Source organism: Microbacterium sp. G2-16M (assembly GCF_055809115.1).
Genome location: NZ_CM147897.1, coordinates 2,029,849 through 2,053,106, shown reverse-complemented (window position 1 = coordinate 2,053,106; position 23,258 = coordinate 2,029,849). Strand labels below are relative to the sequence as shown.

23 protein-coding genes, 1 tRNA gene and 1 riboswitch are annotated in these 23,258 nt (G+C 70.7%); of the genes, 18 read left to right on the top strand and 6 right to left on the bottom strand.

Features of this window, described 5'->3' with window-relative positions; genetic code table 11:
- The first annotated feature begins 2 nt into the window (after positions 1-2).
- Genes AC0L6F_RS09735 through AC0L6F_RS09720 form a run of 4 tightly spaced genes read left to right on the top strand, consistent with a single transcriptional unit; the run spans position 3 to position 3,586 of the window.
- Positions 3-473 (top strand): MarR family winged helix-turn-helix transcriptional regulator, encoded by a 471-nt coding sequence (locus AC0L6F_RS09735; RefSeq protein WP_473537727.1) that lies wholly within the window; start codon positions 3-5, stop codon positions 471-473.
- A 53-nt stretch (positions 474-526) separates the two neighbouring features.
- Entirely contained in the window at positions 527-1,507 is a 981-nt protein-coding gene (locus tag AC0L6F_RS09730; protein ID WP_473537726.1) for a cytochrome c oxidase assembly protein, read from the top strand.
- Positions 1,507-2,385 carry a cytochrome c biogenesis CcdA family protein gene (locus AC0L6F_RS09725; protein WP_473537725.1) on the top strand — a complete coding sequence of 293 codons (879 nt, stop codon included), beginning with the start codon at positions 1,507-1,509 and terminating at the stop codon, positions 2,383-2,385. The genes AC0L6F_RS09730 and AC0L6F_RS09725 overlap by 1 nt, the downstream gene beginning before the upstream one ends.
- Complete coding sequence (locus AC0L6F_RS09720) at positions 2,369-3,586, top strand: redoxin domain-containing protein (protein WP_473537724.1); 1,218 nt, start codon at positions 2,369-2,371, stop codon at positions 3,584-3,586. Before AC0L6F_RS09725 ends, AC0L6F_RS09720 begins: the two co-directional genes overlap by 17 nt.
- Positions 3,587-3,596: 10 nt before the next feature.
- Here the strand turns inward: AC0L6F_RS09720 and AC0L6F_RS09715 are convergent, their stop codons facing one another.
- Positions 3,597-4,040: a hypothetical protein gene (locus AC0L6F_RS09715; RefSeq protein ID WP_473537722.1), complete on the bottom strand. Its 444-nt coding sequence runs from the start codon at positions 4,038-4,040 to the stop codon at positions 3,597-3,599.
- Between the two features lie 104 nt (positions 4,041-4,144).
- A riboswitch (Fluoride riboswitch) is annotated at positions 4,145-4,217 on the top strand.
- A 10-nt stretch (positions 4,218-4,227) separates the two neighbouring features.
- On the opposite strand from AC0L6F_RS09715, the gene AC0L6F_RS09710 reads away from it, so the two are divergent.
- From AC0L6F_RS09710 to AC0L6F_RS09675, 8 genes are read left to right on the top strand one after another with little or no spacing between them, the layout of a single operon-like run.
- A complete protein-coding gene (locus AC0L6F_RS09710; RefSeq protein WP_473537721.1) occupies positions 4,228-5,859 on the top strand; it encodes a MutS-related protein in 1,632 nt (543 codons plus the stop codon).
- A complete protein-coding gene (locus AC0L6F_RS09705; RefSeq protein ID WP_473537720.1) occupies positions 5,856-7,352 on the top strand; it encodes a MutS-related protein in 1,497 nt (498 codons plus the stop codon). The genes AC0L6F_RS09710 and AC0L6F_RS09705 overlap by 4 nt, the downstream gene beginning before the upstream one ends.
- A 49-nt stretch (positions 7,353-7,401) precedes the next feature.
- On the top strand, positions 7,402-8,604 hold the full coding sequence (locus AC0L6F_RS09700) for an MFS transporter (protein WP_473537719.1): 1,203 nt from the start codon (positions 7,402-7,404) through the stop codon (positions 8,602-8,604).
- A complete protein-coding gene (eno, locus tag AC0L6F_RS09695) occupies positions 8,601-9,893 on the top strand; it encodes a phosphopyruvate hydratase (RefSeq protein WP_473537717.1) in 1,293 nt (430 codons plus the stop codon). Before AC0L6F_RS09700 ends, eno begins: the two co-directional genes overlap by 4 nt.
- On the top strand, positions 9,890-10,453 hold the full coding sequence (locus AC0L6F_RS09690; protein ID WP_473537715.1) for a histidine phosphatase family protein: 564 nt from the start codon (positions 9,890-9,892) through the stop codon (positions 10,451-10,453). Before eno ends, AC0L6F_RS09690 begins: the two co-directional genes overlap by 4 nt.
- A gap of 42 nt (positions 10,454-10,495) precedes the next feature.
- Positions 10,496-11,008, top strand: a complete 513-nt coding sequence (locus AC0L6F_RS09685; RefSeq protein WP_473537714.1) for a universal stress protein — start codon at positions 10,496-10,498, stop codon at positions 11,006-11,008.
- Positions 11,005-11,466, top strand: coding sequence for a fluoride efflux transporter FluC (locus tag AC0L6F_RS09680; RefSeq protein ID WP_473537713.1), 462 nt, complete (start codon positions 11,005-11,007; stop codon positions 11,464-11,466). Before AC0L6F_RS09685 ends, AC0L6F_RS09680 begins: the two co-directional genes overlap by 4 nt.
- The gene (locus AC0L6F_RS09675) at positions 11,463-11,834 is read left to right on the top strand and encodes a fluoride efflux transporter FluC (protein ID WP_473537712.1); all 372 of its coding nucleotides are present in this window, start codon (positions 11,463-11,465) and stop codon (positions 11,832-11,834) included. The genes AC0L6F_RS09680 and AC0L6F_RS09675 overlap by 4 nt, the downstream gene beginning before the upstream one ends.
- Positions 11,835-11,989: 155 nt before the next feature.
- On the opposite strand, the gene AC0L6F_RS09670 is transcribed toward AC0L6F_RS09675, so the two are convergent.
- Positions 11,990-12,760 (bottom strand): helix-turn-helix transcriptional regulator, encoded by a 771-nt coding sequence (locus AC0L6F_RS09670; protein WP_274636352.1) that lies wholly within the window; start codon positions 12,758-12,760, stop codon positions 11,990-11,992.
- A 76-nt stretch (positions 12,761-12,836) separates the two neighbouring features.
- On the opposite strand from AC0L6F_RS09670, the gene ilvD reads away from it, so the two are divergent.
- The 3 genes from ilvD (at position 12,837) to AC0L6F_RS09655 (ending at position 17,026) form a co-directional block, all read left to right on the top strand.
- Positions 12,837-14,747 (top strand): dihydroxy-acid dehydratase, encoded by a 1,911-nt coding sequence (gene ilvD / locus AC0L6F_RS09665; protein WP_473537710.1) that lies wholly within the window; start codon positions 12,837-12,839, stop codon positions 14,745-14,747.
- Between the two features lie 541 nt (positions 14,748-15,288).
- Positions 15,289-16,398 (top strand): type I restriction enzyme HsdR N-terminal domain-containing protein, encoded by a 1,110-nt coding sequence (locus AC0L6F_RS09660; protein ID WP_473537709.1) that lies wholly within the window; start codon positions 15,289-15,291, stop codon positions 16,396-16,398.
- 40 nt (positions 16,399-16,438) lie between these two features.
- Positions 16,439-17,026, top strand: coding sequence for a YdcF family protein (locus AC0L6F_RS09655; protein ID WP_473537708.1), 588 nt, complete (start codon positions 16,439-16,441; stop codon positions 17,024-17,026).
- 493 nt (positions 17,027-17,519) lie between these two features.
- Here the strand turns inward: AC0L6F_RS09655 and AC0L6F_RS09650 are convergent.
- A tRNA-Gly gene (locus AC0L6F_RS09650) sits at positions 17,520-17,593 on the bottom strand.
- Between the two features lie 97 nt (positions 17,594-17,690).
- Here AC0L6F_RS09650 and AC0L6F_RS09645 point away from each other — a divergent pair.
- Together AC0L6F_RS09645 and dcd are read left to right on the top strand one after the other, a co-directional pair.
- Positions 17,691-18,305, top strand: a complete 615-nt coding sequence (locus AC0L6F_RS09645) for a DUF2510 domain-containing protein (RefSeq protein WP_473537707.1) — start codon at positions 17,691-17,693, stop codon at positions 18,303-18,305.
- Positions 18,306-18,358: 53 nt separating this feature from the next.
- Positions 18,359-18,964, top strand: a complete 606-nt coding sequence (dcd, locus tag AC0L6F_RS09640) for a dCTP deaminase (RefSeq protein ID WP_274636348.1) — start codon at positions 18,359-18,361, stop codon at positions 18,962-18,964.
- Positions 18,965-19,183: 219 nt separating this feature from the next.
- Here the strand turns inward: dcd and AC0L6F_RS09635 are convergent, their stop codons facing one another.
- A complete protein-coding gene (locus AC0L6F_RS09635) occupies positions 19,184-20,062 on the bottom strand; it encodes a MarR family winged helix-turn-helix transcriptional regulator (protein WP_473537706.1) in 879 nt (292 codons plus the stop codon).
- A 131-nt stretch (positions 20,063-20,193) separates the two neighbouring features.
- Here AC0L6F_RS09635 and AC0L6F_RS09630 point away from each other — a divergent pair, with 131 nt between their 5' ends.
- The gene (locus AC0L6F_RS09630; protein ID WP_473537705.1) at positions 20,194-20,811 is read left to right on the top strand and encodes a MarR family winged helix-turn-helix transcriptional regulator; all 618 of its coding nucleotides are present in this window, start codon (positions 20,194-20,196) and stop codon (positions 20,809-20,811) included.
- A 46-nt stretch (positions 20,812-20,857) separates the two neighbouring features.
- Here the strand turns inward: AC0L6F_RS09630 and AC0L6F_RS09625 are convergent, their stop codons facing one another.
- Together AC0L6F_RS09625 and AC0L6F_RS09620 are read right to left on the bottom strand one after the other, a co-directional pair.
- Positions 20,858-22,306, bottom strand: a complete 1,449-nt coding sequence (locus tag AC0L6F_RS09625; RefSeq protein ID WP_473537704.1) for a DUF6716 putative glycosyltransferase — start codon at positions 22,304-22,306, stop codon at positions 20,858-20,860.
- On the bottom strand, positions 22,303-23,175 hold the full coding sequence (locus tag AC0L6F_RS09620) for an N-acetylneuraminate synthase family protein (protein WP_274636339.1): 873 nt from the start codon (positions 23,173-23,175) through the stop codon (positions 22,303-22,305). Before AC0L6F_RS09620 ends, AC0L6F_RS09625 begins: the two co-directional genes overlap by 4 nt.
- Positions 23,176-23,258: the final 83 nt, after the last annotated feature.

The window sequence follows — 23,258 nt, the reverse complement described above, 5'->3', positions numbered from 1 at the left end:
GCGTGACCTCGGCCGACTCCCGGGAGGACGCGGCCGAAGCCACTGTGACGGCCTCGCGAGCCCTGTTGGGGATCATCGCCCGCTCGATGGTGCCGGCGTTGGAACAGGTGTCGCTCCCGCAGTTCCGGGTGCTGGTCGTGCTCGCCTCGGCCGGTCCGCTGCGCATGGGGGCCCTGGCGGAACGGCTCGGCGTGAACGTGTCCACGTTCAGCCGAATGGCGGATCGTCTCGTCCTGGGCGGCCGGGTCAGACGCGAGGGCAATCCCGACAGCCGACGCGAGGTGATCCTCGCGCTCACCGACAGCGGGCACGAGCTCGTGCGGTCCGTCACCGACCAGCGCCGCACGCTGATCGCAGAGGTTCTGGCACGGATGGATCCCGACGACCGCGACACGCTCAATGACTCGCTGCGTGCCTTCGACCGGGCCGCCGGCGAACCCGCGGTCGCCGACCTTCTGATCCTGGGGCTGTGATGATCGGCCTGCTCTCCCACATGCCGATGCCTCCCGCAGGAGGTGCCGCCGCGATGACCGGCCCCATGTGGATGCCGACCCAGCCCGTCAGCACGGCGAACCTGTTCGCCGTGCATCCGCAGCCGATCCCGGTGCTCCCCGTGCTGGGGCTGGCGCTGGCAGTCTGCTACGTCGCCGGCGTGCTGGTCCTGGTCCGACGCGGCGACAGATGGCCCGTGATCCGGACGACGTGCTGGATGCTGGGCGTGTTCACGATCGAGCTGATGACGGCGACCGGGTTCGACGGCTATGGCATGGAGCTGTTCAGCATCCACATGATCCAGCACATGACGCTGAGCATGGTGACACCGATCCTGCTCGCGCTGGGGGCGCCGATCACGCTCCTGCTGCGCGCGCTCTCCAGCGGCGGCCGCGTCCGTCGCCGGCTCCGCGCCCTGTTGCTGCGCGTCGTGCATTCGGCTCCGGTCGCGTTCATCGCGAACCCGGTCGTGACCGGTCTTCTGTTCCTGTTCAGTCTCTACGTGATGTATTTCACACCGCTGTTCGACGTGCTGATGAGCTCCATGTGGGGCCACAACCTCATGCTCATCCATTTCATGCTGATCGGGATGCTGTACTTCTGGGGAATTCTCGGCGTCGATCCGAACCCGCGCCGAGGTAGCGGCCTGATGGGGCGTGCGGCCAGCCCCGTCGCGCGCATCGCCGAGATGGCCCTGCCGATCCCCTTCCACGCCTTCTTCGGGGTCGTGCTGATGATGGCCAGCACCGCGGTCGTGACCTACTACGCGGTCCCGATGCCGTTCCTGCACGTGACCGCACTCAGCGATCAGCAGACCGCCGGCGGCATCGCCTGGGGATTCACCGAGTTGCCCACCTTGCTGGTCCTCCTGGTGCTGTTCCTGCAATGGCAGCGCGGCGAGGCACGGCACACGGCGGCCGTCGACCGTCGTGTGGAACGGTTCGGCGACATCGAGCTGGACGCCTACAACGCGCGACTGCAGGAACTGGCGACGCGGGACGGCCGACTCGGGTGATGACCGGCGGCGTCATCGGCTTCGCGTTCCTGCTCGGGATGGTCGCGCTGCTGAACCCCTGCGGATTCCCCCTGCTTCCGGTCTACCTCGCCGCCTTCGTCCAGGACGGCCGCCGCAGCTGGGTCGCGCGCGTGGTGACCGGAACACGGGCCGGGCTGGCGGTGACGATCGGATTCGTCGCAGTGTTCTCGGCCGCAGGACTGCTCGCCGGATCGCTGCACGCGGTCCTGATGGCGGTGGCACCATGGCTGATGATCGCGGTGGCGACGGCCATCGTGGCCCTAGGGATCATGGCAGTGCGGGGGAAGACGGTGCCGATGCATTTCCTGCCGGGGTTCCGCAGCGGCGCGGGCGTGCTCCCGATGATCGGATTCGGCATCGCCTACGCGGTCGGCTCATTGAGCTGCTCCCTGCCCGTCTTCATCGCCGCGGTCGGCGGTGCGCTCACCACCGAGTCGGCTCTCGTGACAGCGGCCGTCGTGGTCGCATATGGGCTGGGCATGGGGCTGCTTGCCATCGTCCTGGCCCTGATCGCTTCGCTCGTCGGCGCGGTCCGGTTCGGCCGGCTGCGACGCATCGCCTCCGGCCTGCCCCGGGCCGCGGGCGTGGTGTGCATCGTGATCGGCGTCTATCTGATCGGGTACTGGGTCGGGCAGGCGGGCGGCCCGCAACTGGTCGCTCCGATCACACGGGTGCTGGAGACCGCCCAGCAGGGGATCGTCGGAGCCATCGAACGGGCCTGGCTTCCCATCGGCGTGGGCGCCGCGGCGTTCGTTCTCGCCGCCCTCATCGTCGCGGCCCATCTCAGCCGCGGCCCCGCGTCGGGCACGGCATCCCCACCCCCTACCGAGAGGAGAACCCGTGACACGAGACGATAAGAGACCACTGCAGGTCTGGCAGCGCACCTGGGTGCTGTGGATCTCGTCGGCCGGGCTGCTGGCGGTCATCGTGGCGCTGACCCTGGTCGCCGTCGGCGCCGGTCGCGCGCCGTCCGCGCCGCGCGCGGTCGATGTCCTGCCAGCGGGTGTGAATGAGGCGACCGCGAGTCTGCTCGGGGTGGCACCGGTGGCCACCGATCCCGTCTCGGCGCCGTCGTATCGCCTCACCGATCAACGCGGACGCGTCGTGGACCCTGCGAAGCTGCGGGGCAAGGTGGTCGTCCTCACCTTCAGCGACGACCGATGCACCGACCTGTGCGCGATGCTGGCCACCGACATCCTCGCGGCCGACGATGACCTGTCGGCCTCCGCGCGGGGCAAGATCGAGTTCGTCTCGATCAACGCGAACCCCTACTACCCGAAGCCGTCCGACGTGAGGGCCTGGTCCGAGCAGAACGGGCTGGGCACGTTGCCGAACTGGGAGTATCTCACGGGCAGCGCGGCGCAGCTGAGCGCTGCCGCCCGCGCCTACGGCGTTCCGGTCGAGCTCGACCCTGCCACTCGCACGATCTCGCACGGCAGCCAGATCTTCATCATCGGCCCGCAGGGACGAATCGTGGAGCAGGCCGCGTTCGGCACTGAATCCGCCGACACCGCTCCCTTCGCGCACGGGCTGGCCACGCTCGCGAACGACGCGCTGCCGAGCGCTCAGCGCGGAGAAGTGACCGGCGCCAATCTGGCAGGCGAGATCGCCGGGGGCACCGGCCTCTCAGACACCCCCGCGCCGGTGACCGGTGACGCTCTGGCCGGGACGGGCAGCCTGAGCAGCGCGACCTCGCACGGACAGTTCACCGTCGTCGACTTCTGGTCATCGACGTGCGCGGCGTGCACGACCCAGCTTCCGGCCGTCCAGACCGAGGCGAGCCGACTGGACGGTGCCGTGGCCTTCCTGGGGGTCGACGTCGGCGACCAGATCGCCGCCGGGCGCGCCGTCACCGCCCGTGCGCACGTCGCGTTCCCGAACCTGCGCGACCCGGATGGCGCGCAGGCGGCGCGCTTCCGGGTGAGCGAACTCCCCTACACGGTCATCCTCTCGCCCACAGGAAAGGTGCTGGTGCGCCACCCGGGCCTCTTCACCGTCGACGAACTCGACTATGTGCTGCGCGACCTCGACGCCGCGCTGCCGCCCGGCGAGGGGTAGCGCCGCCGGGTCACTCCTCGACCGGCACGGCGTGCGCGACGACGTAGGCCTGCAGGGCCACCCCGATCAGATAGGTGGTCGTGCCCGCGAGGCCGGACAGCAACCACGCCAGATGCACGAGAGGGACGATCGACACCGCCCAGCACACCCCGGTCGCCACGATCAGCGTCACGATGTTCCCGCTCGCCACCAGGTACGGATGCGCGATCACCCGACGTTCCACGGCCGGCCGGTTGCCGTGCCGATGGTGTGCGACCCGGCCGACGATCACATACGCGCTGCACGCGCCGACGAGCAGGAGAACGACCGACAGCAGGTCAGGAAGGCCGTGGTGCTCCACGGTGACCATGGTCGTGCTCCAGATGAGAAGCGTGTACGTGTGCGGGATCGCGACCGTCTCGGTGACCTCGTGGATCAGTCGCCCATACGGGGTCCGCGGTCGTGATGTCGTCATGCTTCCAGCCTGCCACGATGATGTGTCGCCGCCGATCGAGGAGCGGCATCGGCCTGCAGCGCTCTCGCGGGTACTGGCCGATCGCCCTCCGAATGTGCCATGCTGAGAGCAACGGCGATGGAGTCCGCCGGGGCGATGGCCCGAACTGCCGAGACGGCTGATGGCACCTGTGACGAGAGGAGTCACGGTGTCCGCGATCAGCAGTCCCCACGACACGACCACGTCCACGCCCCCGGAAGCCGACGTCCCGCCTCCGTTCCGCACGATTCTGGCGCCGAGCGATGCGGCATCGCCGTCGGAGGGGCGCCGCACGGCCGACGATGTCCTGCACGACCTGGCCCTGGACCACGTGTTCGCCCGCACGATCGAGAAGGCACCGGCGGCCGCCGACGCGTTTCGCACATTGTGCGGGGACGAAGACGAGGTGCACTACCGGCAGGGCGTGTTCCGTGCCCTCGAGGATCCGGACACACGCCGCGCGATCGACGCGTTCCTGCAGGCCGTGGGCCGCGCTGATATCGCCGATGGGGCGGCGGCCCACCCGCACTATCCGTACGAGGGTGAGCTGTGGCGGCTGACGGCGGTGATCGCGTACACGGACGCCGTCCGGGCGCTGTCCGCAGACCTCCCCGCCTGCCCGGCAGCGGAAGCATCCGACGGCCTGCGCGGGTTCACCCGATACGTGAGCGAGATGGCGGCGTCCTCGTCGTTCGTCGCGCTCGCCGATGAGGCGCATGAATGTCGGGAGCGCCTCGACGCGCTCGACTACAACGTCCTGATCCGCGGGGCGCGTCTGAGCGTCGCGCACACCGATGACGAGACCGATCTGCGCGCTGAGGTCCTGGCCACGTTCGCCCGGTTCCGTCCCGCGGACGTGGACGTCGCGGCATCCGGGTACCTCCCGAACCGGGGGCTGGATCATGTCCAGGCGTGGGTGCTGGAGAGGGTCGCCCAGGTGCACCGTGCCGATGCCGACCGTCTCACCCGGTTCGTGCAGTCCAGCGCCGGGTACCGTGACGCGGTGATCGCCCGGTTCACCGCCGAGATCTGGTTCTATCTGGCGTATCTGGACTTCGTCGCCCCGCTGCGGGCCGTCGGACTCCCGCTGTGCATGCCGGAGGTGTCGGCCTCCTCGAAGGAGCTCGCGGCCACCGACACGTTCGACCTCGCCCTTGCCGCGGAGCTCACGGCCAAGAGCGCGCCGGTCGTGTGCAACGACCTTCACCTGACGGGTGGTGAGCGCGTCCTCGTGATCTCCGGTCCGAATCAGGGCGGCAAGACCACGACCGCGCGCACATTCGGGCAGCTGCACCATCTGGCGGGGATCGGATGCCCCGTCCCGGGCACCGGCGCACGTGTGTTCCTGTGCGACCAGGTGCTCACCGCGTTCGAACGGGAGGAGCAGCTGGACGATCTGGCCGGCCGGCTCGGTGCCGAGATCGACCGGATGCACGGGATGCTGCAGAGCGCGACCGACCGCACCGCGCTCGTGCTCAACGAGGTGTTCTCCTCGACCGCCCTGCAGGATGCGCGGATCCTCACCCGCGACATCCTGCAGCGCGTCCTCGACCGCGACGCACTCGCCGTGTGCGTCACGTTCATCGACGAGCTGTCGCGGCTCGACGAGCGCACCGTGTCGATGGTGAGCACCGTCGACCCCGCCGACCTCGCCGTGCGCACATTCCGGGTCGAGCGGCGGGTCGCGGACGGCCGCGCGTACGCGCGGGCGCTCGCGGCCGTGCACGGGCTGACCGCGGAGCAGATTCAGAAGCGGATGACCGAGGACGCCGACGCGGCCGCGAGGGAGGCGACCTCATGAAGGTGCGACTGCTCGACCCGCAGCGGGACATCGATCCGGATGCCGCGGACCCGGAATTCGCCGACGACCTGCGCCGCGACCTCGAACTGGACATGCTGTGGAACGCCATGGCGGGCGGCGACCGGTTCTTGCACGATGTCGTCCGCACCGTCACGTTGCACCCCGTCACCGACTCGGACGTCGTCCGGTACCGGCAGCGTGCGCTCGCCGACGTGCTCGCTCAACCGGATGCCGCCGCCGAGCTGTCTGCGGTGGCGATCGATGCGATCTCGGTGCAGCGCGGCATCCTGATGATGCCGGTGCGCGGACGTCCCGAGCTGTCGCTGTCGCACGCCGTGCGGATGCTCACCGCGCTCACGGACCGGCTGGAGCGACTGCATGAGCTGTGCGCGCGCATCGCTCCGACGTTCCGCTCACCCGCGTTCACCGACATGTTCCGGGTCGTGGCAGCCGAACTCGACGCGGACTACATGCAACGTCTGCGGTCCCAGCTGAAGGAGCTGTCGTTCGGGCAGGGACTGATGATGAGCGCGCGGCTCGGCCACGACGGGCAGGTCATCGGGCAGGTGCTTCGTCGCGCCAAGCGTGAGAACCGCAGGATCTTCGACCGCACACCGCTGCTGCGCCCGTACTACTCGTTCACCATTCCCGAGCGCGACGAGGCCGGCTTCCAAGCGCTGGGCGAACTGCGTGAACGGAGCCTGGGCGCCGTCGCGGAGGCGGCGACCGCATCCGTCGACCACGTGATGGGGTTCTTCCGGACGTTGCGCGTCGAACTCGGCTTCTACCTCGCCGCCGCCGCGCTGCACGATGCGCTCGCCGAGCTGGGCGTGCCGCAGTGCGTGCCGGATGTCGCGGCCGACGGGCCGACTCGGGCCCAGGGACTGTGCGACCCGTGTCTCGCGCTGCGCGCGCAGCGCGCGCCGGTGGGAAATGACCTCGCCCTCGACGACGGCAGCCTGTTGGTGATCACCGGCGCCAACCATGGCGGCAAGTCCACCTTCCTGCGGGCGCTCGGCGTCGCCCAGCTGATGGCACAGTCCGGTCTGTTCGTCGCGGCCACGGCGTTCTCCGCCCCGGTGGTGGGCCGGGTGCTCACGCACTGGACGCGCGAAGAGGACGAGAACCTCACACACGGCAAGCTCGACGAGGAACTGGACCGGATGAGCACGCTGATCGATACCCTCCGCGCGGGCGACCTGCTGCTGTGCAACGAGTCCTTCGCGTCCACGAACGAGGCGGAGGGCTCGCAGATCGCGTTGGACGTGACCTCCGCCCTGGTCCATGCCGGAGTGCGCGTGCGCTATGTGACGCACATGTACGACTTCGCGCACACGGTCCAGACCGACGGGACAGGCGCCGAGTTCCTGCGCGCGCCGCGGGACACGGACGGCTCACGCAGCTACCGTCTCGAGGCCGGCCCACCCCTTCCCACGAGCTTCGGCGTCGACCTGTACGACCGTGTCTTCGGGACGCGCCTTGCCCAGGCGTGACGGCGCCCGGCCGGACCGCCCCGGTCCCGTCCGAGGGGAACGCGCACTCGTGCGGAAACGGAACGGGGCCGGGGTGTGGGCGGTCGGGGCGACCAGTTTCTTCTCCGACACCGGGCACGAGATCGTCACGAGCCTGCTGCCTTCGTTCATCACCAGCACGCTGGGCGGCTCCGCAGCCGCACTCGGCGTCATCGAAGGCATCAGCGACGCCAGCACCGGACTGGCCAAAGTCATCAGTGGGCCGTTCGCCGACGACGCCGGTCGACGACGCACGCTGGCCACCGGCGGATATCTAGTCACCGCCGTGGCGACGGCGGCCATCGGGCTGGCCACCGCGGTCTGGCAGGCCGGCGTGCTGCGGGTGGTCGCATGGACCGCGCGGGGCGTCAGGTCTCCCGCCCGCGATGCCCTGCTCAGCTCGATCGCGATCGACGGTCGCTACGGGCGTGCGTTCGGAGTCGAGCGGGCCGGCGATAACCTCGGGGCGGTCGCCGGGCCCCTGCTGGCAGCCGTCCTCGTCGGCTGGATCGGCATCCGTCCCACGATGTGGGTGTCGCTGATACCGGGGCTCCTGGCCGCCGCGGCGATCACCGTGGCCGCCCGCGCCGCGCGCCGAAGCGACGGGAACCCGCAGAAGCAGCGCGCGCGCCTGGATGTCGCGGGACTGCGCGCCGCGGGACTGGTCCGGCCGATGCTGCCGGTGGTGTTGTTCGAGTGCGGGAATCTCGCGACGACGTTGCTGATTCTCCGTGCCACTGATGCACTGGCCACACTGGGGGTGGCCGGGGCGGCATCGCTGGCGATCCTGATGTACGCCGGGCACAACGCCGTCGCCGCGGCCGTCGCCCTCGGCGGTGGCGCGTGGCTGGATCGCAACGGTCCGCGCCGGGTGTTCGCCACGGGCGCCGCCCTGTACGTGTTGGCATACCTCCTGCTGGCCACGGACGTGTCGGGGGTGCTCGGACTGGCGAGCGGCTTCGTGCTGGCGGGGGCGGGGATCGGCCTGGCCGAGACCGCCGAGTCGGCACTGGTCGCCGGGATCCTCCCCGACCGGCTGCGCGGCAGTGGGTACGGCGTGCTCGGCGGCATTCAAGCGGCCGGTGACGTCGTGGCGACCGTGGTCGCCGGGATCCTCTACACCGTGGTCGGTGCGGCCGCCGCCTTCGGCTATGCAGCGGCGTGGATGGTGTTGGCCGTCACGGCATCCGTGTTCATCCGCCCGGAGGGCGCAATTCGAAGGAGAAGCACATGACCACTGACCAGTCCCTGACGATCGCATCCGTCGCGGCGCGACAGATCCTGGACTCTCGTGGGTACCCGACCGTCGCGGTGCGGCTCGTGCTCGCCGACGGTGCGGTGGTCGAGGCATCCGCCCCCGCCGGCGCTTCGACGGGCGAGTTCGAGGCCGTCGAGCTCCGCGACGGGGGAGAGGCGTTCTCCGGCCGCGGCGTCCGCGGTGCGGTGGCCTCCGTGACCGGGCAACTCGCGGATATGCTCGCGTCGAGGTCGTGGAGGTCGATCCGTGAACTGGACACCGCGATGGGCGAGCTCGACGGCACCGGCAACTTCTCGCGCCTGGGCGCCAACGCCGTCGTCGCCGTATCGATCGCGGCCACTCGCGGGTTCGCGCATGTTGCCGGTGCACCCGTGCACGTATGGCTCGCACAGCTCGCCGGGAGCGCGGAGCGGATGCCGGTGCCGCACTTCAACGTGCTCAACGGGGGCGCGCATGCGGCCAATCCGCTCGACTTCCAGGAGTTCATGATCGCGCCCGTCGGGGCGGCGACCGAAGAGGAGGCCGTCGAGACCGGCGCCGAGGTGTACCACGCGCTCGCCGCCCGCGTGAAGCAGCGGTTCGGCACGGCGGGGCTGGGCGATGAGGGCGGGTTCGCGCCCGACCTGGCCAACCCGCACGAGGCGCTCGACCTGCTCGTGTCCGCGATCGCGGATGCCGGGGCCACGGCCGCGGTGGACCGGGTGGCGATCGCGATCGACCCGGCCGCGAACGGTTTCTTCCTCGGGGATGGCCGCTATCGCGTGGACGGTGAGGTGATCGGCCGGGACGACCTGGTCGATTACTATGTCCAGCTGCTCGACCGGTATCCGCTGCGCAGCATCGAGGACGGGTTCGCCGAGGACGATCACGAGGGCTGGCGGCTGATGTTCGACGCTCTCGGACGCCGCACTCAATTGGTCGGTGACGACCTGTACGTCACCGACGCCCGACGCATCGAGGAAGGCGCGCTCAGCTACTGGTCGAACGCGGTGCTGATCAAGCCCAACCAGATCGGCACGGTCTCGGGCACGTTGGACGCGATCGCCGTCGCACGCGAGCATGCCATGGCGTGCATGGTCTCGCATCGGTCGGGTGAGACGGCGGACGCGTTCATCGCCGATCTCGTCGTCGGTACCGGTGTCGGGCAGATCAAGTCCGGTGCCCCGGCGCGCGGGGAACGCGTCGTGAAGTACAACCGGCTGATGGAGATCGAAGCCGATGTCCCCGGCATCCCGTACGGCCTCGCGAACGGAGCGGCCCGATGACGACATCCCTCTTCCTCGTCCGCCACGGCCGCACGGTGCTGAACGCACAGGACCGGCTGCGCGGTCTCGCCGACCCGCCGCTGGACGAGATCGGCGTGACCCAGGCAGAGGCGGTCGCGAACGCGCTGGCAGGGCGGGATGTCGCTGCCGTGTATTCCAGCCCGCTCGGGCGGGCCGTCACCACAGCCGGAGTCATCGCCACGCGTTTCGGGGTGAGCGCCGATGCCGATCCTCGGTTCAACGACCGCGACTACGGTCCATGGACCGGGCACGAGCGTGCCGCGGTGGTGGCACAGTTCGGATCGGTGGATGCCGCGCCCGGAGTGGAGCCCACCGAGACCGTGCTCGCACGCGTGCGGCCGGCCATGGACGCGGCGCGGCAGGACGACCGAGGAGTGGTCATCGTCTCGCACGACGCCGTGATCCGGCCGGTGGTGCACCTGCTCGCACCGGAGCAGAACCCCGAGATCCCGACCGGATCGTGGTCCGAGCTGCGATGGGACCACGGGGGGTGGGTTGTGGTCTCGGCCGGGAACCTGCCCGCGCGCATGCCCCGATGACGCGCCGGGGCTGGGACAATGGCGGCAGGAGGGAGAGCCGACATGGATGACAGCGAGAAGGGTCCGCGCGGCGGCATCCTGGTCGGCGTGCAGCCGGGCCTGCCCGATGCCGTGCTGCACGAGGCCGCCCGCCTGGCCCGTGACCTGCACGTCGACCTGGTCTGCGCGCACGTCGACCTCGAGCGGTACACGGTCGGCGAGCACCTGGACGGGTCGGTGCTGACCCGCTCGATCGACCCCGACCTGCCGGACGAGCGCGAGGGCGGGTTCGACGCCGCGCTGGCCGCGCACATCGACGAGGTGCTCGCCGGCTCGGGCGTGGCCTGGGTGGGCCGCGAGCTGGCCGGGGATCCGGGCCATGCGCTCGGCCGGCTCGCCGACGCGGTCGACGCCCGCTACATCGTGGTCGGCACCCGTGAGGCCACCGTGCGTGAGACGCTGCGCGAGTTCTTCCAGGGCTCGGTCGCCAGTCACCTCGCCCACCGGCAGCACCGCCCCGTGCTCGTGGTGCCGCTGCGTCCGGTGACCGACGGCGAATGGATGCCGGGGGAGTGAGCGGGCCGGATCCTCAGGCCGCGGCATCCGCCCCTCGTCCCGTGCACCTGCGCTGGTCGGCGATCGGACTCGTGATCGCCGGCGGCGCGATCGGCACACTCGCCCGGTACCTGCTGTCGCTGGTGCTGCCCGAATGGGGCGGGATGCCGGTGCCGATCCTCCTGATCAACGTCGTCGGTGCGTTCGCGCTGGGCTGGCTGCTGTCCGCGCTCGGGCGCGGCGGACCGGATGCGGGCCGGCGGCGGATGCTGCGCCTGTTCGCCGGCACCGGGATCCTGGGCGGCTTCACCACCTACTCGACATTCGCCGTCGGCGCCGACGGGCTGTTCGCCGCCGACCGGCCGTGGCTGGGGGTCGCATATGCGCTGGTCACCGTGATCGTGGGAGCCGCGGCATCCGTCGCCGGCATCGCGCTGGGCGCACGGGGAGCCCTGGGCGCACGGACGGGCCGCGGATGAGCCCGGTGCTGCTCGCCCTCTGCGTGGCGGTCGCCGGCGGCATCGGCGCGGCTGGGCGGATGATGCTCGACGGCGTCATCACTTCGGCCACCCGCATCCCGTACCCGGTCGGGACGACCGTGGTCAACGTGACCGGATCGCTCCTGCTCGGCGTGGTCACCGGCCTCGCCTCCGGCCTCGGCCCGTGGGCGCTCGTGCTGGGCACCGGCCTGCTCGGCGGGTACACGACCTTCTCCACCGCGAGCTTCGAGACCGTCCGGCTCGCCCAGCAGGGGCGCTGGCGAGCCGCGACCGCGAATGCATTCGGGATGCTGCTGCTCGCCCTGCTCGCGGCCGGGCTCGGCCTGTGGCTCGGCGGGCTTCACTGAGCTGGGGCGTGTCTCGGGTCCTGGCGCCTCGCTGCGCTCGCTCAGCGACCTGGGGGTTGGTCAGGTCCCTGAGCGCTGCGCTCGCTCTGGACCTGGGGGCTGGTCAGGTCCCTGAGCGAGGAGCGCAGCGACCAGGCGAAGGGCCGCGGGCGGCGTCACACCGGGGTGTAGACCACCAGCTGCAGGTCGAGCCGGTCGGACGGACGCAGCTGGTGGTGCTCGAACGTAGCCGTCCCGCCGTCCGGCAGGTGGAACACGCGCTCGCGCGACTCGAACCCGCCGACGTCGTACGACTCCCAGCCGGTGCGGAACTCCGGGCTGGCCTCGCTCAGCGCCTGCACCAGCTGCGCGCTCGACGGATCGGCCATCCGCCCCGCCTCCGCCCGGAACTCCGCGAGGAACCGCCGGGACGTGACATCCCAGTCGTCCAGCAGTTCGCGCACCGACGGGTCGGTGAACACGAGCCACAGCAGGTTCCGCTCGGCTGCGGCCACCGCCGCGATGCGCGGGTATAGCCGCTCGTACGCGGCGTTCCACCCGGCCATGCCCCAGTCGGGCGCGAGCGCATAGGCCGGGTGGGCGAGGGCATCCATCAGGCGCTGCACGTGCGCGGGCGCGGGCTCGACGTGCGCCGGCCGCGGGGGAGCGTATCCCGCCAGCGACAGCACGTATCGCCGCTCGGCGTCGGTCAGCCGCAGCGCATCGGCTACCGCCGACAGCACCTGCCGGGACGGGTGGATGTCGCGGCCCTGCTCGAGCCACGTGTACCAGGTGATGCTCACCCCGGACGCGACCGCGACCTCTTCGCGGCGCAGGCCGGCCGTCCGCCCCCGTGTGCCTGGCGGCATCCCGCACGCCGCCCGGTCCAGTCGCTCGCGACGGGAGCGCAGGAAGGCGCCCAGCTCTTGGCGTCGCGGGTCGTGCATCCCCTCAGGGTAGTACTCACACCACTAGCACCAAGACCGTCTGGTGCGGCATCCCACTACCACCCAAGATCGAAGGATGCCCGTCCTGCGTTCTCGTACCGTCACCCATGGCCGCAACATGGCCGGAGCCCGCGCCCTCATGCGCGCCTCCGGCGTGGACGCCGCCGACTTCGGCAAGCCGATCATCGCCGTCGCGAACAGCTTCACCGAGTTCGTCCCCGGCCATACGCACCTGCAGCCCGTGGGCCGGATCGTCTCCGAGGCGATCCATGCCGCCGGCGGCATCGCGCGCGAGTTCAACACGATCGCCGTCGACGACGGCATCGCCATGGGCCATTCCGGGATGCTGTACTCCCTGCCCAGCCGCGACCTCATCGCCGACTCGGTGGAGTACATGGTCAACGCGCACCAGGCCGACGCGCTGGTGTGCATCTCGAACTGCGACAAGATCACGCCCGGGATGCTGCTGGCAGCGCTGCGGCTGAACATCCCGACCGTGTTCGTCTCGGGCGGCCCGATGGAATCGGGCCGCGCGACCCTGGTCGACGGCACCGTGCGCACCCTCGACCTGGTCGACGCGATCAGCGACGCCGTGAACGAGAACGTGTCGGACGCCGACATCCTGCGCATCGAAGAGTCAGCGTGCCCGACCTGCGGATCGTGCTCGGGCATGTTCACCGCCAACTCGATGAACTGCCTGACCGAGGCGATGGGCCTGGCCCTGCCGGGCAACGGCTCGGTCCTGGCCACGCACACGGCGCGGCGGGCGCTGTACGAGCGGGCGGGCGAGGTCGTCGTCGACATCGCGCACCGCCACTACGACCAGGACGACGACTCGGTGCTGCCGCGCAGCATCGCCACCCCCGCTGCGTTCGGCAACGCGATGGCGATGGACATCGCGATGGGCGGATCGACCAACACGATCCTGCACCTGCTCGCCGCGGCGCACGAGGCCGGTGTCGCCTACGGCCTGGACGACATCGACGCGGCGTCGCGCCGCGTGCCGTGCCTGGCCAAGGTCGCGCCCAACGTGGCCGGGTCGCGCACGTATTACATGGAGGACGTGCACCGGGCCGGCGGCATCCCGGCCATCCTCGGCGAGCTTGCCCGCGGCGGTCTGCTCGACGAGAACGTGCACGCCGTGCATGCGGACTCGCTGGGCGAGTGGCTGGATGCCTGGGACATCCGCGGCGGCAAGGCCTCGGACGAGGCACGCGACGTCTGGTACGCCGCCCCGGGCGGAGTGCGGTCTTCGAGCGCGTTCAGCCAGTCCGAACGCTGGCTGGCGCTGGACGAGGATGCCGCGACCGGCTGCATCCGCGATGTCGCACATGCGTACTCCACCGACGGAGGGCTGGCCGTGCTGCGCGGCAACATCGCCGTCGACGGCGCTGTCGTGAAGACCGCCGGCGTCGACCCGTCGATCTGGACGTTCTCGGGCCCCGCCGTCGTCTGCGAATCGCAGGAGGAGGCGGTCGAGAAGATCCTGAACAAGCAGATCGGCCCCGGCGACGTCGTCGTCATCCGATACGAGGGCCCCAAGGGCGGGCCGGGCATGCAGGAGATGCTGTACCCGACGTCGTTCCTGAAGGGGCGCGGCCTCGGCAAGGAGTGCGCGCTGATCACGGACGGCCGGTTCTCCGGCGGCACGTCGGGCCTGTCGATCGGGCACATCTCGCCCGAGGCGGCGTCGGGCGGTGTGATCGCTCTCGTCGAGGACGGTGACATCATCTCCATCGACATCCCCACCCGTGCGCTGACCCTCGACGTGCCCGACGACGTGCTGGATGCCCGCCGCGAGGCCCTGCTCGAGGCCGGCGGCTACCGGCCGCGCACGCGGGTGCGCCACGTCTCGGCGGCGCTGCGTGCCTACGCCGTGATGGCGCAGTCGGCCGACAAGGGCGCGGTACGCGACGTGGATGCCGTCGAGCGGGCCATGGCGCGGGTGGCGGCGGAGGATGCTGCGACCCAGCCCGCGCTCGCCTGACGGCACGCGGCGCTCCGACGGCGGGCGCGCGCGGTCCGGGCTGCCGGCGCGGGCCGGGCTGCCGGCGGGCCGTACTGCTGGCGCGGGCCAAGCTGGGCCATAGCGCGGATCCCGACTCGTCAGAAGTGGTCGCAATGAGCCGACCAATTACGACCACTTCTGACGAGTCACGGGCGGCGGCGACTCGCCGGGGCGCGCGCCGCGGGGTGGGAATCCGGTCGTGGGTCGCGGGTCGTGAACCGTGAGCCGTGGGTCGCGCCACGGCGCCGGCGGCGGAGGATACCGTGGCCCAGCCCGCGCTCGCCTGAAGGAACACTGCTCGCGGCGCCAGGACCTCTGGGAGCCGGTCCGATCGGTGATCGAGTTCTGCGACATGCGCCGCGGACGCGACTGTTGGGGTCACCTATCGATACGCTGTGTGCGACTGGGGTGCCCGGCGACATCGCGATCGCTGCGGCTAGTCCCGTGGCTCGCGGGGGACGTGCACCGAGCGCGCTCGGACGGTTCTCGTGCGCATCAATGACGATGAGGGGAACAGAACGTGGAAATCGCCGACAGGTTGAAGAGTCTCGCTGCGAAGATCGAAGCTCAGCGAGCAGGGATCGAAACGGAGGAGGCGACGAAGAACGCCTTCGTCATGCCGTTCATCTCGATGGTGCTGGGCTACGACGTCTTCAATCCCAACGAGGTGGTGCCTGAATTCACCGCGGATGTCGGCATCAAGCGCGGTGAGAAGATCGACTATGCCATCGTCAAGGGTGACGACGTGCAGATCCTCATGGAGTGCAAGAAGATCGGCGCTCCGCTGAGCGTCAACCACGCTTCTCAGCTGTTCCGGTACTTCGCCGTGGCCCGGGCACGAATCGCAGTTCTCACCGATGGCGACGAGTACCAGTTCTACACGGACCTCGACGCTCCGAACCGGATGGACGAGAAGCCGTTCCTGGTGCTGCGCATCACTGACCTTGATGAATCCCTCATCCCCGAGCTGCTCAAGCTCACAAAGGACGCGTTCGACATCGACTCGGTGGTGAGCGCCGCTGAGGAACTCAAATACATTGGTGAGCTGAAGCGCGTGCTCGGCGCACAGTTCCGCACACCAGACGCCGAATGGGTGCGCTTCCTCGCGACTCGCGTCTACTCGGCGTCTTTCACCCAGCGTGTGCGCGATCAGTTCACACCGTTGGTGGGGAAGGCGATGAAGCAGTTCCTCAGCGACCAGGTCAACGAGAGGATCAAGGCCGCGTTGGGGTCCCAGGGCTATGGCAGTGATCGTGATGACGCCTCCGTGTCCGGTTCGGACGCCAGTGAGCGCGTCGCGCAGGCGAGCGCGGCGCAGGTCGAGGATGACTCTCGCGGGATCCAGACGACGTTGGACGAGCTCGAGGCGTACCAGATCGTCCGCGCGATCGCCTGCAGTGAAGTTCCGGCGGTACGGATCGCTCAGCGCGACACCAAGTCCTACTTCGGGGTCCTCCTCGACGACAACAACCGGAAGCCCATCGCTCGGCTGCACTTCAATGGCGGGCAGCACTACATCGGTCTCTTCGATGAGGAGAAGAGCGAGACACGGCATGCCATTGACGTGAATGACGAGATCTATCAGTTCGCCGAGCAGATCCGCCGGACCGTCCACTATTACGACGACTGACGGTAACGAATTCCTGGGCGCGAGCGCGTAGCCTGGTCGTGTGCGCGCCCGTCTGCTCGCGATCCCGCTGCTGGCCGGCGCGGGCGTGCTCGCGTGGGGCGAGCTGATGCACTGGCGGGCCAGTCGGCGGCGACTGGGCACCGGTCGGATGCCGGGGCCCGAGGCGGTGGTCGTGCTCGGATTCGGCAACCGCGATGGGCGCGCGAACCTGGTGAATCGCTACCGGGTGCGCGCCGGCATCCGCTCGCTCGACGGGCCGGAGTCGGTCCTCGTGCTGTGCGGGGGCGCCGTCGCCGGGCGCACACCCGAGGCCGACGTGATGGCGCGCTACGCCCGGGATGAGCTCGACTACACCGGCCCGCTGCTGCTCGAGCGGGGCAGCAGGACGACGGAGGAGAACATCCGCAACGCGATTCCGCTGATCGAGACGGCCGGCACCATCAAGATCGTCTCTGATTCGCTGCACGCTGAGAAGGGGCGCGCGTACCTGTGGATGCTGCGGCCGGATCTGGCCGCACGGCTCGCCCGCGGACGGGACTACCGGTTCGGCGAACTCATCCTGCTCAAGCCGATCGCCGCGGTCATGTGGCTCGTCGGGCTGCGCCGGTTATCGCGCCCGGCATTCTGACGCAGAAGCAGCCCCAGTGGCGGAGCGCACCGGTGGGTGTCGTGAGGCACATGCTGTCAGGCGTCTGTTCACGGCACCCACCCAAACGCAAGATCCGCGACAGAACTCCGGGCACCCACCGGCCAAGACTCCCCAGCGGTTCAGCCGGTGACGGGTGCCCTTCGTCCTTCACGCCCCCAGTGCGTTTGAACGGTCCCAACGATACATCCCGCTTGTCCCCCAAATGGGGGACATTTCGTGCAGCTTGAGCCAATCCTGAGGTTCGAGGCCGGACCGCGGTGAATCGCAGAAGCGCCCCACGCGGGCCTCGACAGCGAGGCGGGCGCGGGGCGCTCCGGCTGGAACGAATGACCCAGCATTGACCGGGCGGGTTAACGGCGTCGAGCAGAGGAAGCACACTGCCGTTCCCGGTCACCGCCAGACTAGACCCGCACAGCCCCTGATGCTCACCCTCCGGCGCGCGGGGAACCTCACGCGTGACCGGGATTCACTGTGGAGGGGCTGACGGGAATCGAACCCGCGCTGTCTGCTTGGGAAGCAGAAGTTCTGCCATTGAACTACAGCCCCGCACGCACAGAGTGCGTTCGGCCAGCATAACAAACTCGGCCCGCCCGCCCGCCCAGCCGTGACACGCGCGACGTGCTGCTTGCACGCGGAGCCGAGGATGCTGCACAATAAGGGCAGTCATTCACGTCCCGCCGTCGCGCGGGGCGCGCGCTCTGGGGAGTTCGCGCGGATGGCGACGGTCGAACTGGGGGACGACATGGCTTTGGAGCACGCGCACGGGGGAATGCCCGCCGGGTGGTACCGCGACAGCGATCCGAGTCGACTGCGCTGGTGGGACGGCGAGGACTGGACCGATCGCGTCAAGCAGGCAGCGCCGTCTCTGCGCGCGGTGCCGCGCAGCGCGGTCCCGGCCATCGCGGGCAGCACCGTGCCGCTCAGCGCGGTCTCGCGCAGGAGCACCGCGGTCCCGCACGTCGAGCCGCTCGTCGAACGCAACCGCATCGCGGTCTGGGCAGCCATCGTCGGACTGGTCTCGCTGATCGCCGTCGTGATGGCCTGGGTGACCCCGATGCCCGAGTGGGCGGTCCCGGCGATCGCGCTGGGTGGCGGCATCCTCACCCTCGTGCTGGGAGCGGTCGCGGGCCGGCGGGCCTCGCAGATCGGCACCGGCCGTGGACCGGCCGTGGTCGCACTCAGCCTCAGCGCGCTGCTCGTGCTGTCGGGGATCGCGGTGGTGGCCCTGCAACTCGCCCGGGCGACGCTCGCCGGCTGACCGGCATCGAAACGCTCGCCGGACACACCGGGCGCCGCCGGTAGGCTGACCTCGTGCTGCTCAGTGACCGCGACATCCGCCTGCAGATCGAATCCGAGCGCATCGCGCTGGACCCCTGGCTCCCGCAGATGGTGCAGCCGTCGAGCGTCGACGTGCGACTGGACCGGTACTTCCGGCTGTTCGACAACCACAAGTACCCGTTCATCGATCCGGCCGAGGACCAGCCGGACCTCACCCACCTGATCGACGTCGCCCCCGACGAGCCGTTCGTGCTGCACCCGGGTGAGTTCGCGCTGGGCTCGACCTACGAGCAGATCACGCTGCCCGACGACATCGCCGCGCGGCTGGAGGGCAAGTCGTCGCTGGGCCGGCTCGGCCTGCTCACGCACTCCACCGCCGGGTTCATCGACCCGGGCTTCTCGGGGCACGTGACCCTCGAGCTGTCGAACGTCGCGACTCTGCCGATCAAGCTCTGGCCCGGGATGAAGATCGGGCAGCTGTGCTTCTTCCAGCTGTCGTCGGCCGCCGAGACGCCGTACGGCGCCGGGGCGTACGGCAACCGGTACCAGGGCCAGCGCGGGCCGACGGCATCCCGTTCGTTCCAGAACTTCCACGTGACGGATGTCGGCCGCTCCGAGGCGGGATCGCTCGGCGGCTGACCGGACGCACGTCGAGGCGGTCGATGGGTTGCCGGTTCGGCTGCGCGCACCGCACGATCTGTCGTTCCTCGCGCGTGGCCGAGTTCGGGGGCCTCTTCCTCGGCACGGCGGGCTGATCCGCGCGGGCGGGGGTGATCTGCACCGGAGAGCTGCGTCGCCCGAGACGACGGCGGGGCCGGACCTGCTCACGCAGACCCAGCCCCGCCATCTCGTCGCCGCTCAGTCGGCCGACGCGGATTCCTCCGCAGGGGCGCCCGGGGTGCGCCCCGAACTGAACCCGGCCGCGAAGCCGCGCTCATACGCGCGCTCGGCGCGACGGTGGTCGCGCCCGCCGTGGTGGCGGCGCTCGAACTCGGTGCGCAGGTGCTCGTGGTGGCCGGGGCCGAAGCCGCGACGCCCGGGGCCGAAGCCACGGTCGTCCCACTCGGCGTCCGGCGCCCATCCGGCGTGACGACCCCACCCGGCGTGCGGGCCGTGCTCGCATCCGTCCGGGTCGTGGTGCCACGGGCCGTGGTCGTGCCGGACGTCCGGCGCGAAACCGGGCCGGCGGCCATGGCCGCGGCCGAAGCCGCGTTCCGGCGCGAAGCCGGGGTGGAACCCCGCATGAGTCCCGCCGAAGCCGGGTCGACGGCCGCGGCCACCGCGGGGCATCGGCTGCGATTCATCCCAGCCGAGCTCGCGGGCGATGGCCTCGAGTGAGGCCTGCAGCTGCGCGAACTGCTCGGGGGCGATCGCGCCGGCCACCTTCTGCCGCACGGCGTCGACGCGCTCGGCGAGTCGATCGCGGGCGGCTCGGCCGTCCTCGGTCAGCTGCCAGGCGCCGTCGTCGGCGGTGGTGATCCAGCCGCGCTCGGCGAGCCGTCGGACGTGCTTGCCGCGGTGGGCGAGTCGCCCGGTCATCCACGGGGCGTCCACGGTGCCGGACAGTGCGTTCAGCAGCATCCAGTCACGGCGTGAGACATCCTCGCCGGCGAGAGCCGTCGTGAACTCGCGGGTGATCAGCGCGTCGACCAGGCGCAGCCATGCAGCCAGCGGTCGGCGGTCGGTCGGGGTCGATGCGCCCTCGTCGGGCGCCGGGTCTGTGTCGTTCTCGTTCATCTCTTGGTCCTTTCGGTGCGGTCGCATGAACGCGGCCGTCAGGCTGCCGAAGCAGTCCATGTCAGATAACATGTATATGCAGTGTGACATGCGATGACCTTACATGTCAAGTTGCATGTAAATTGGATGTCGTGGCCCCGACATCCGATTCGTCCGCAGACCCTGCCGAGCTGATCGCCGCCGCGCTGGCACGGCTGCGCGGGCCGCGGCCGCCGCGTCACGGACCTGAGCAGGGCGACCTCGAGGACGAGTCCGGCGATCACCCGCACCACGGGCACGGCCCCGGCGGTCCGTTCCGGGGAGGGGAGGGCGGGCGGCACGGCCGGCACGCGGGGCCGCACTCCGGCCACGGGATGGGGTTCGATCCGCACATGCACGGCGGTCCTCCGTGGGCATCGCCGCGCGGGCGCTTCGCCGGGCCGGCACGGCTGCGCCTGCTCGAGGCTCTGGCCGCGGCATCCACCCCCCTGTCGGTCGGCGAGATCGCCGAACGCATCGGCGTGGACCAGCCCCGGGCATCCCGGCTCGTGCAGCAGTCCGTGCAGTTCGGGCTCGTGCGACGCGAAGCCGACCCCGATGACGCCCGCCGCACCCGGATCGTGATCACCGATCAGGGCACCGCGATCCTGCGCGGGTTCCGAGGGTATCGCCGCGCCGCCGTCGAGGACGCGCTGGCCGACTTCACACCGGAGGAGCGCGCACAGCTCGCCGCGCTGCTGACCAAGCTCGCCGACAGCTGGCCGCGGTAGGCGCGTGCGCCCGCGCGCGGCGCGCCCGGGTCGCGGGCGCGCGCGCTCAGACCGACACGGGGCGGCGGATGGGGTCCTGGTAGAGGGCTGGGGTCACGGTGATGTCGGTGGCGTCGTCGGTCCAGGACAGCGCCCGGCCGCGCTGCCGCGCCCGGCGCAGGCGGATGAGGCCGCCCGCCAGCGGGGTGCCGATCGCGAGCGCGACCGCGCCGGACAGTGTGCGGTCCTCGTGGCCGAGCACGGCCTTCCGCTCGAACGCGGCGTGCAGCGCGCCTCCGCGCGGCGTCGGCACCGGCCGAGCCGGAAGGAGCCCGCGCCGACGCAGCTCGACGAGCTCCCGGACCCGGTCCCACCAGGTCGAGTCGGCGGGGTCGTGGAAGTAGTTGTCGCGCATCCAGAGCGGGTGGGGATGCCGGAACCGGCGTGCGATCACGTCGTCGGCGTCTCCGAGCAGGCCGCTGCCGCGGAACACCGTGTTCAGCAGCGTCTTGCGCACGCCGAACGCGGCCAGCGCGATCACCGGCACGCCGCGCGCCATGGCCTCGATCGCCGCCGTCGAGCTGACCGTGACCAGCCCCTCGGCCCGATCGAGGACGCGGTGCATCGGCTCGTACGACAGGACGAGGTTGTCGGGGCGGTCCGCGAGCAGGTCGGCCAGTCGCAGCCGTTCGTAGTGCGTCTCGGTCTCGCCCTGCTCGGGCCGCGAGCGCAGCTTGAGCACCACCCGCCGGGACGGATCGGCCCTCGCCGCGGCGCGCAGCATGTCGGCGATCGCACGGCGCTGCTCCGGCTCGCGCGGCACGATGGCCTGGGCGGCGAACACGAGATCGGTGCCGGATGCCGCAGCCGACGAGGCCCGTGCGAACGGCAGGGTCGCCAGCCCGAGCTCGAGGTCCGCGCCGATCCGGCGGCTCAGCTCACGGAAGGCCCGCACCTCGCGCAGCGAGTGCACCACCACGAGGTCCGAGTGCCGCCGGTACTGCACCGCGCCGCGCTGCGCGGGGATCGAGATCCCGGGCAGTCCGGTCACCACGACCGGGCGCTGTGCGAGCCGGTCGACCTCGCGTTGGACCAGCCGGACGAACGGCCCGCGTCCGGCGATGACCACGACATCCGCCCGCAGCTGGGCCAGTCGCGCCGCCAGCTCACCGTGCGCGACGCGGAGCACGGCGTCCGTCGAACCCGCCGCGCCCTCCGTCCCATCCAGCCCGATCTCGCCCAGCCTCGCCTCGCCCAGCCGCGTCCCGTCCAGCGCGATCGCCTGCTGATCCTCGCTCACCGTGAGCGGCGTGCGCACGATCAGCATCCGCCGGTCGACGTCCGGGAGGGTGTCGAGCATGGCGCCCGCCCACTTCACGTACGAGTCGGCGTCGGCGATCGCGACCACCTGCAGACGGGTGCACCGCCCCGGCTCTGCGCCGGGACGGTGCCTCGTGGATCGGTCCGGCGTCCCGCCCAGGCGGTGCGCCGCGGATCGCTGGACGGCGGTGATCATGCCGGGACGCGGCGCAGCTTCGCCATCGGGGCCAGCTCGCCCGGGAACACGCGCTTCACACCGTCGCCGAGCGCCTCTTCGAGGACGCGGATGTCGCGCACCAGGTGCTCGAGGCCGGCCGGCTCGAGCGAGGCGGCGTGGTCCGAGCCCCACATGGTGCGGTCCAGCGTGATGTGGCGCTCGACCGCGACCGCGCCGAGGGCGACGGCGGCCACCGAGATCTGCAGGCCGCGCTCGTGCCCGGAGTAGCCGACCGGGATGCCGGCGTACCGGTCGCGGAGGGTCGCGATGGTCTTGAGGTTGGCCTCTGCCGGCTCCATCGGGTAGGTCGAGGTGGCGTGCATGAGCACGACCCGCTCCCCACCCAGGGTCTGCAGGGCGGTGTCGATCTGCTCGATCGTCGACATCCCGGTGGACAGGATCACCGGCTTGCCGGTCTCGCGCAGCGCGGTGAGCAGCTCGAGGTCGGTCAGGCTGGCCGAGGCCACCTTGTGCGCGACGACGTTCAGGTCCTCGAGGAACGCGACCGAGGGCACGTCCCACGGAGAGGCGAACCAGTCGAGCCCCGCCATCGTGGCGTAGTCGCTGATCTCGATGTACTGCTCGCGCTCGAACTCGACCCGATAGCGGTACTCCAGGTAGGTCATGGTGCCCCACGGGGTCTCCCGCGGCGTGTCGCGCATGTGCGCCGGGGTGGAGATCTCGGGCGTGCGCTTCTGGAACTTCACCGCGTTCGCGCCCGCGTGGGCGGCGACGTCGATCAGTCGCTTGGCGATCTCGACGTCGCCGTTGTGGTTGAGGCCGATCTCTGCGATCACGTAGACGGGGTGTCCGCCTCCGATGACGTGCGTGCCGATGCTGACGGTCATCTCAGTCCCTTCGCTGTCCTTGGCTTCAGGTTCCGCGGCGTCGGTGAACGCCGCGCAACGCGGGGGTGTCGCCCGGAGGGACG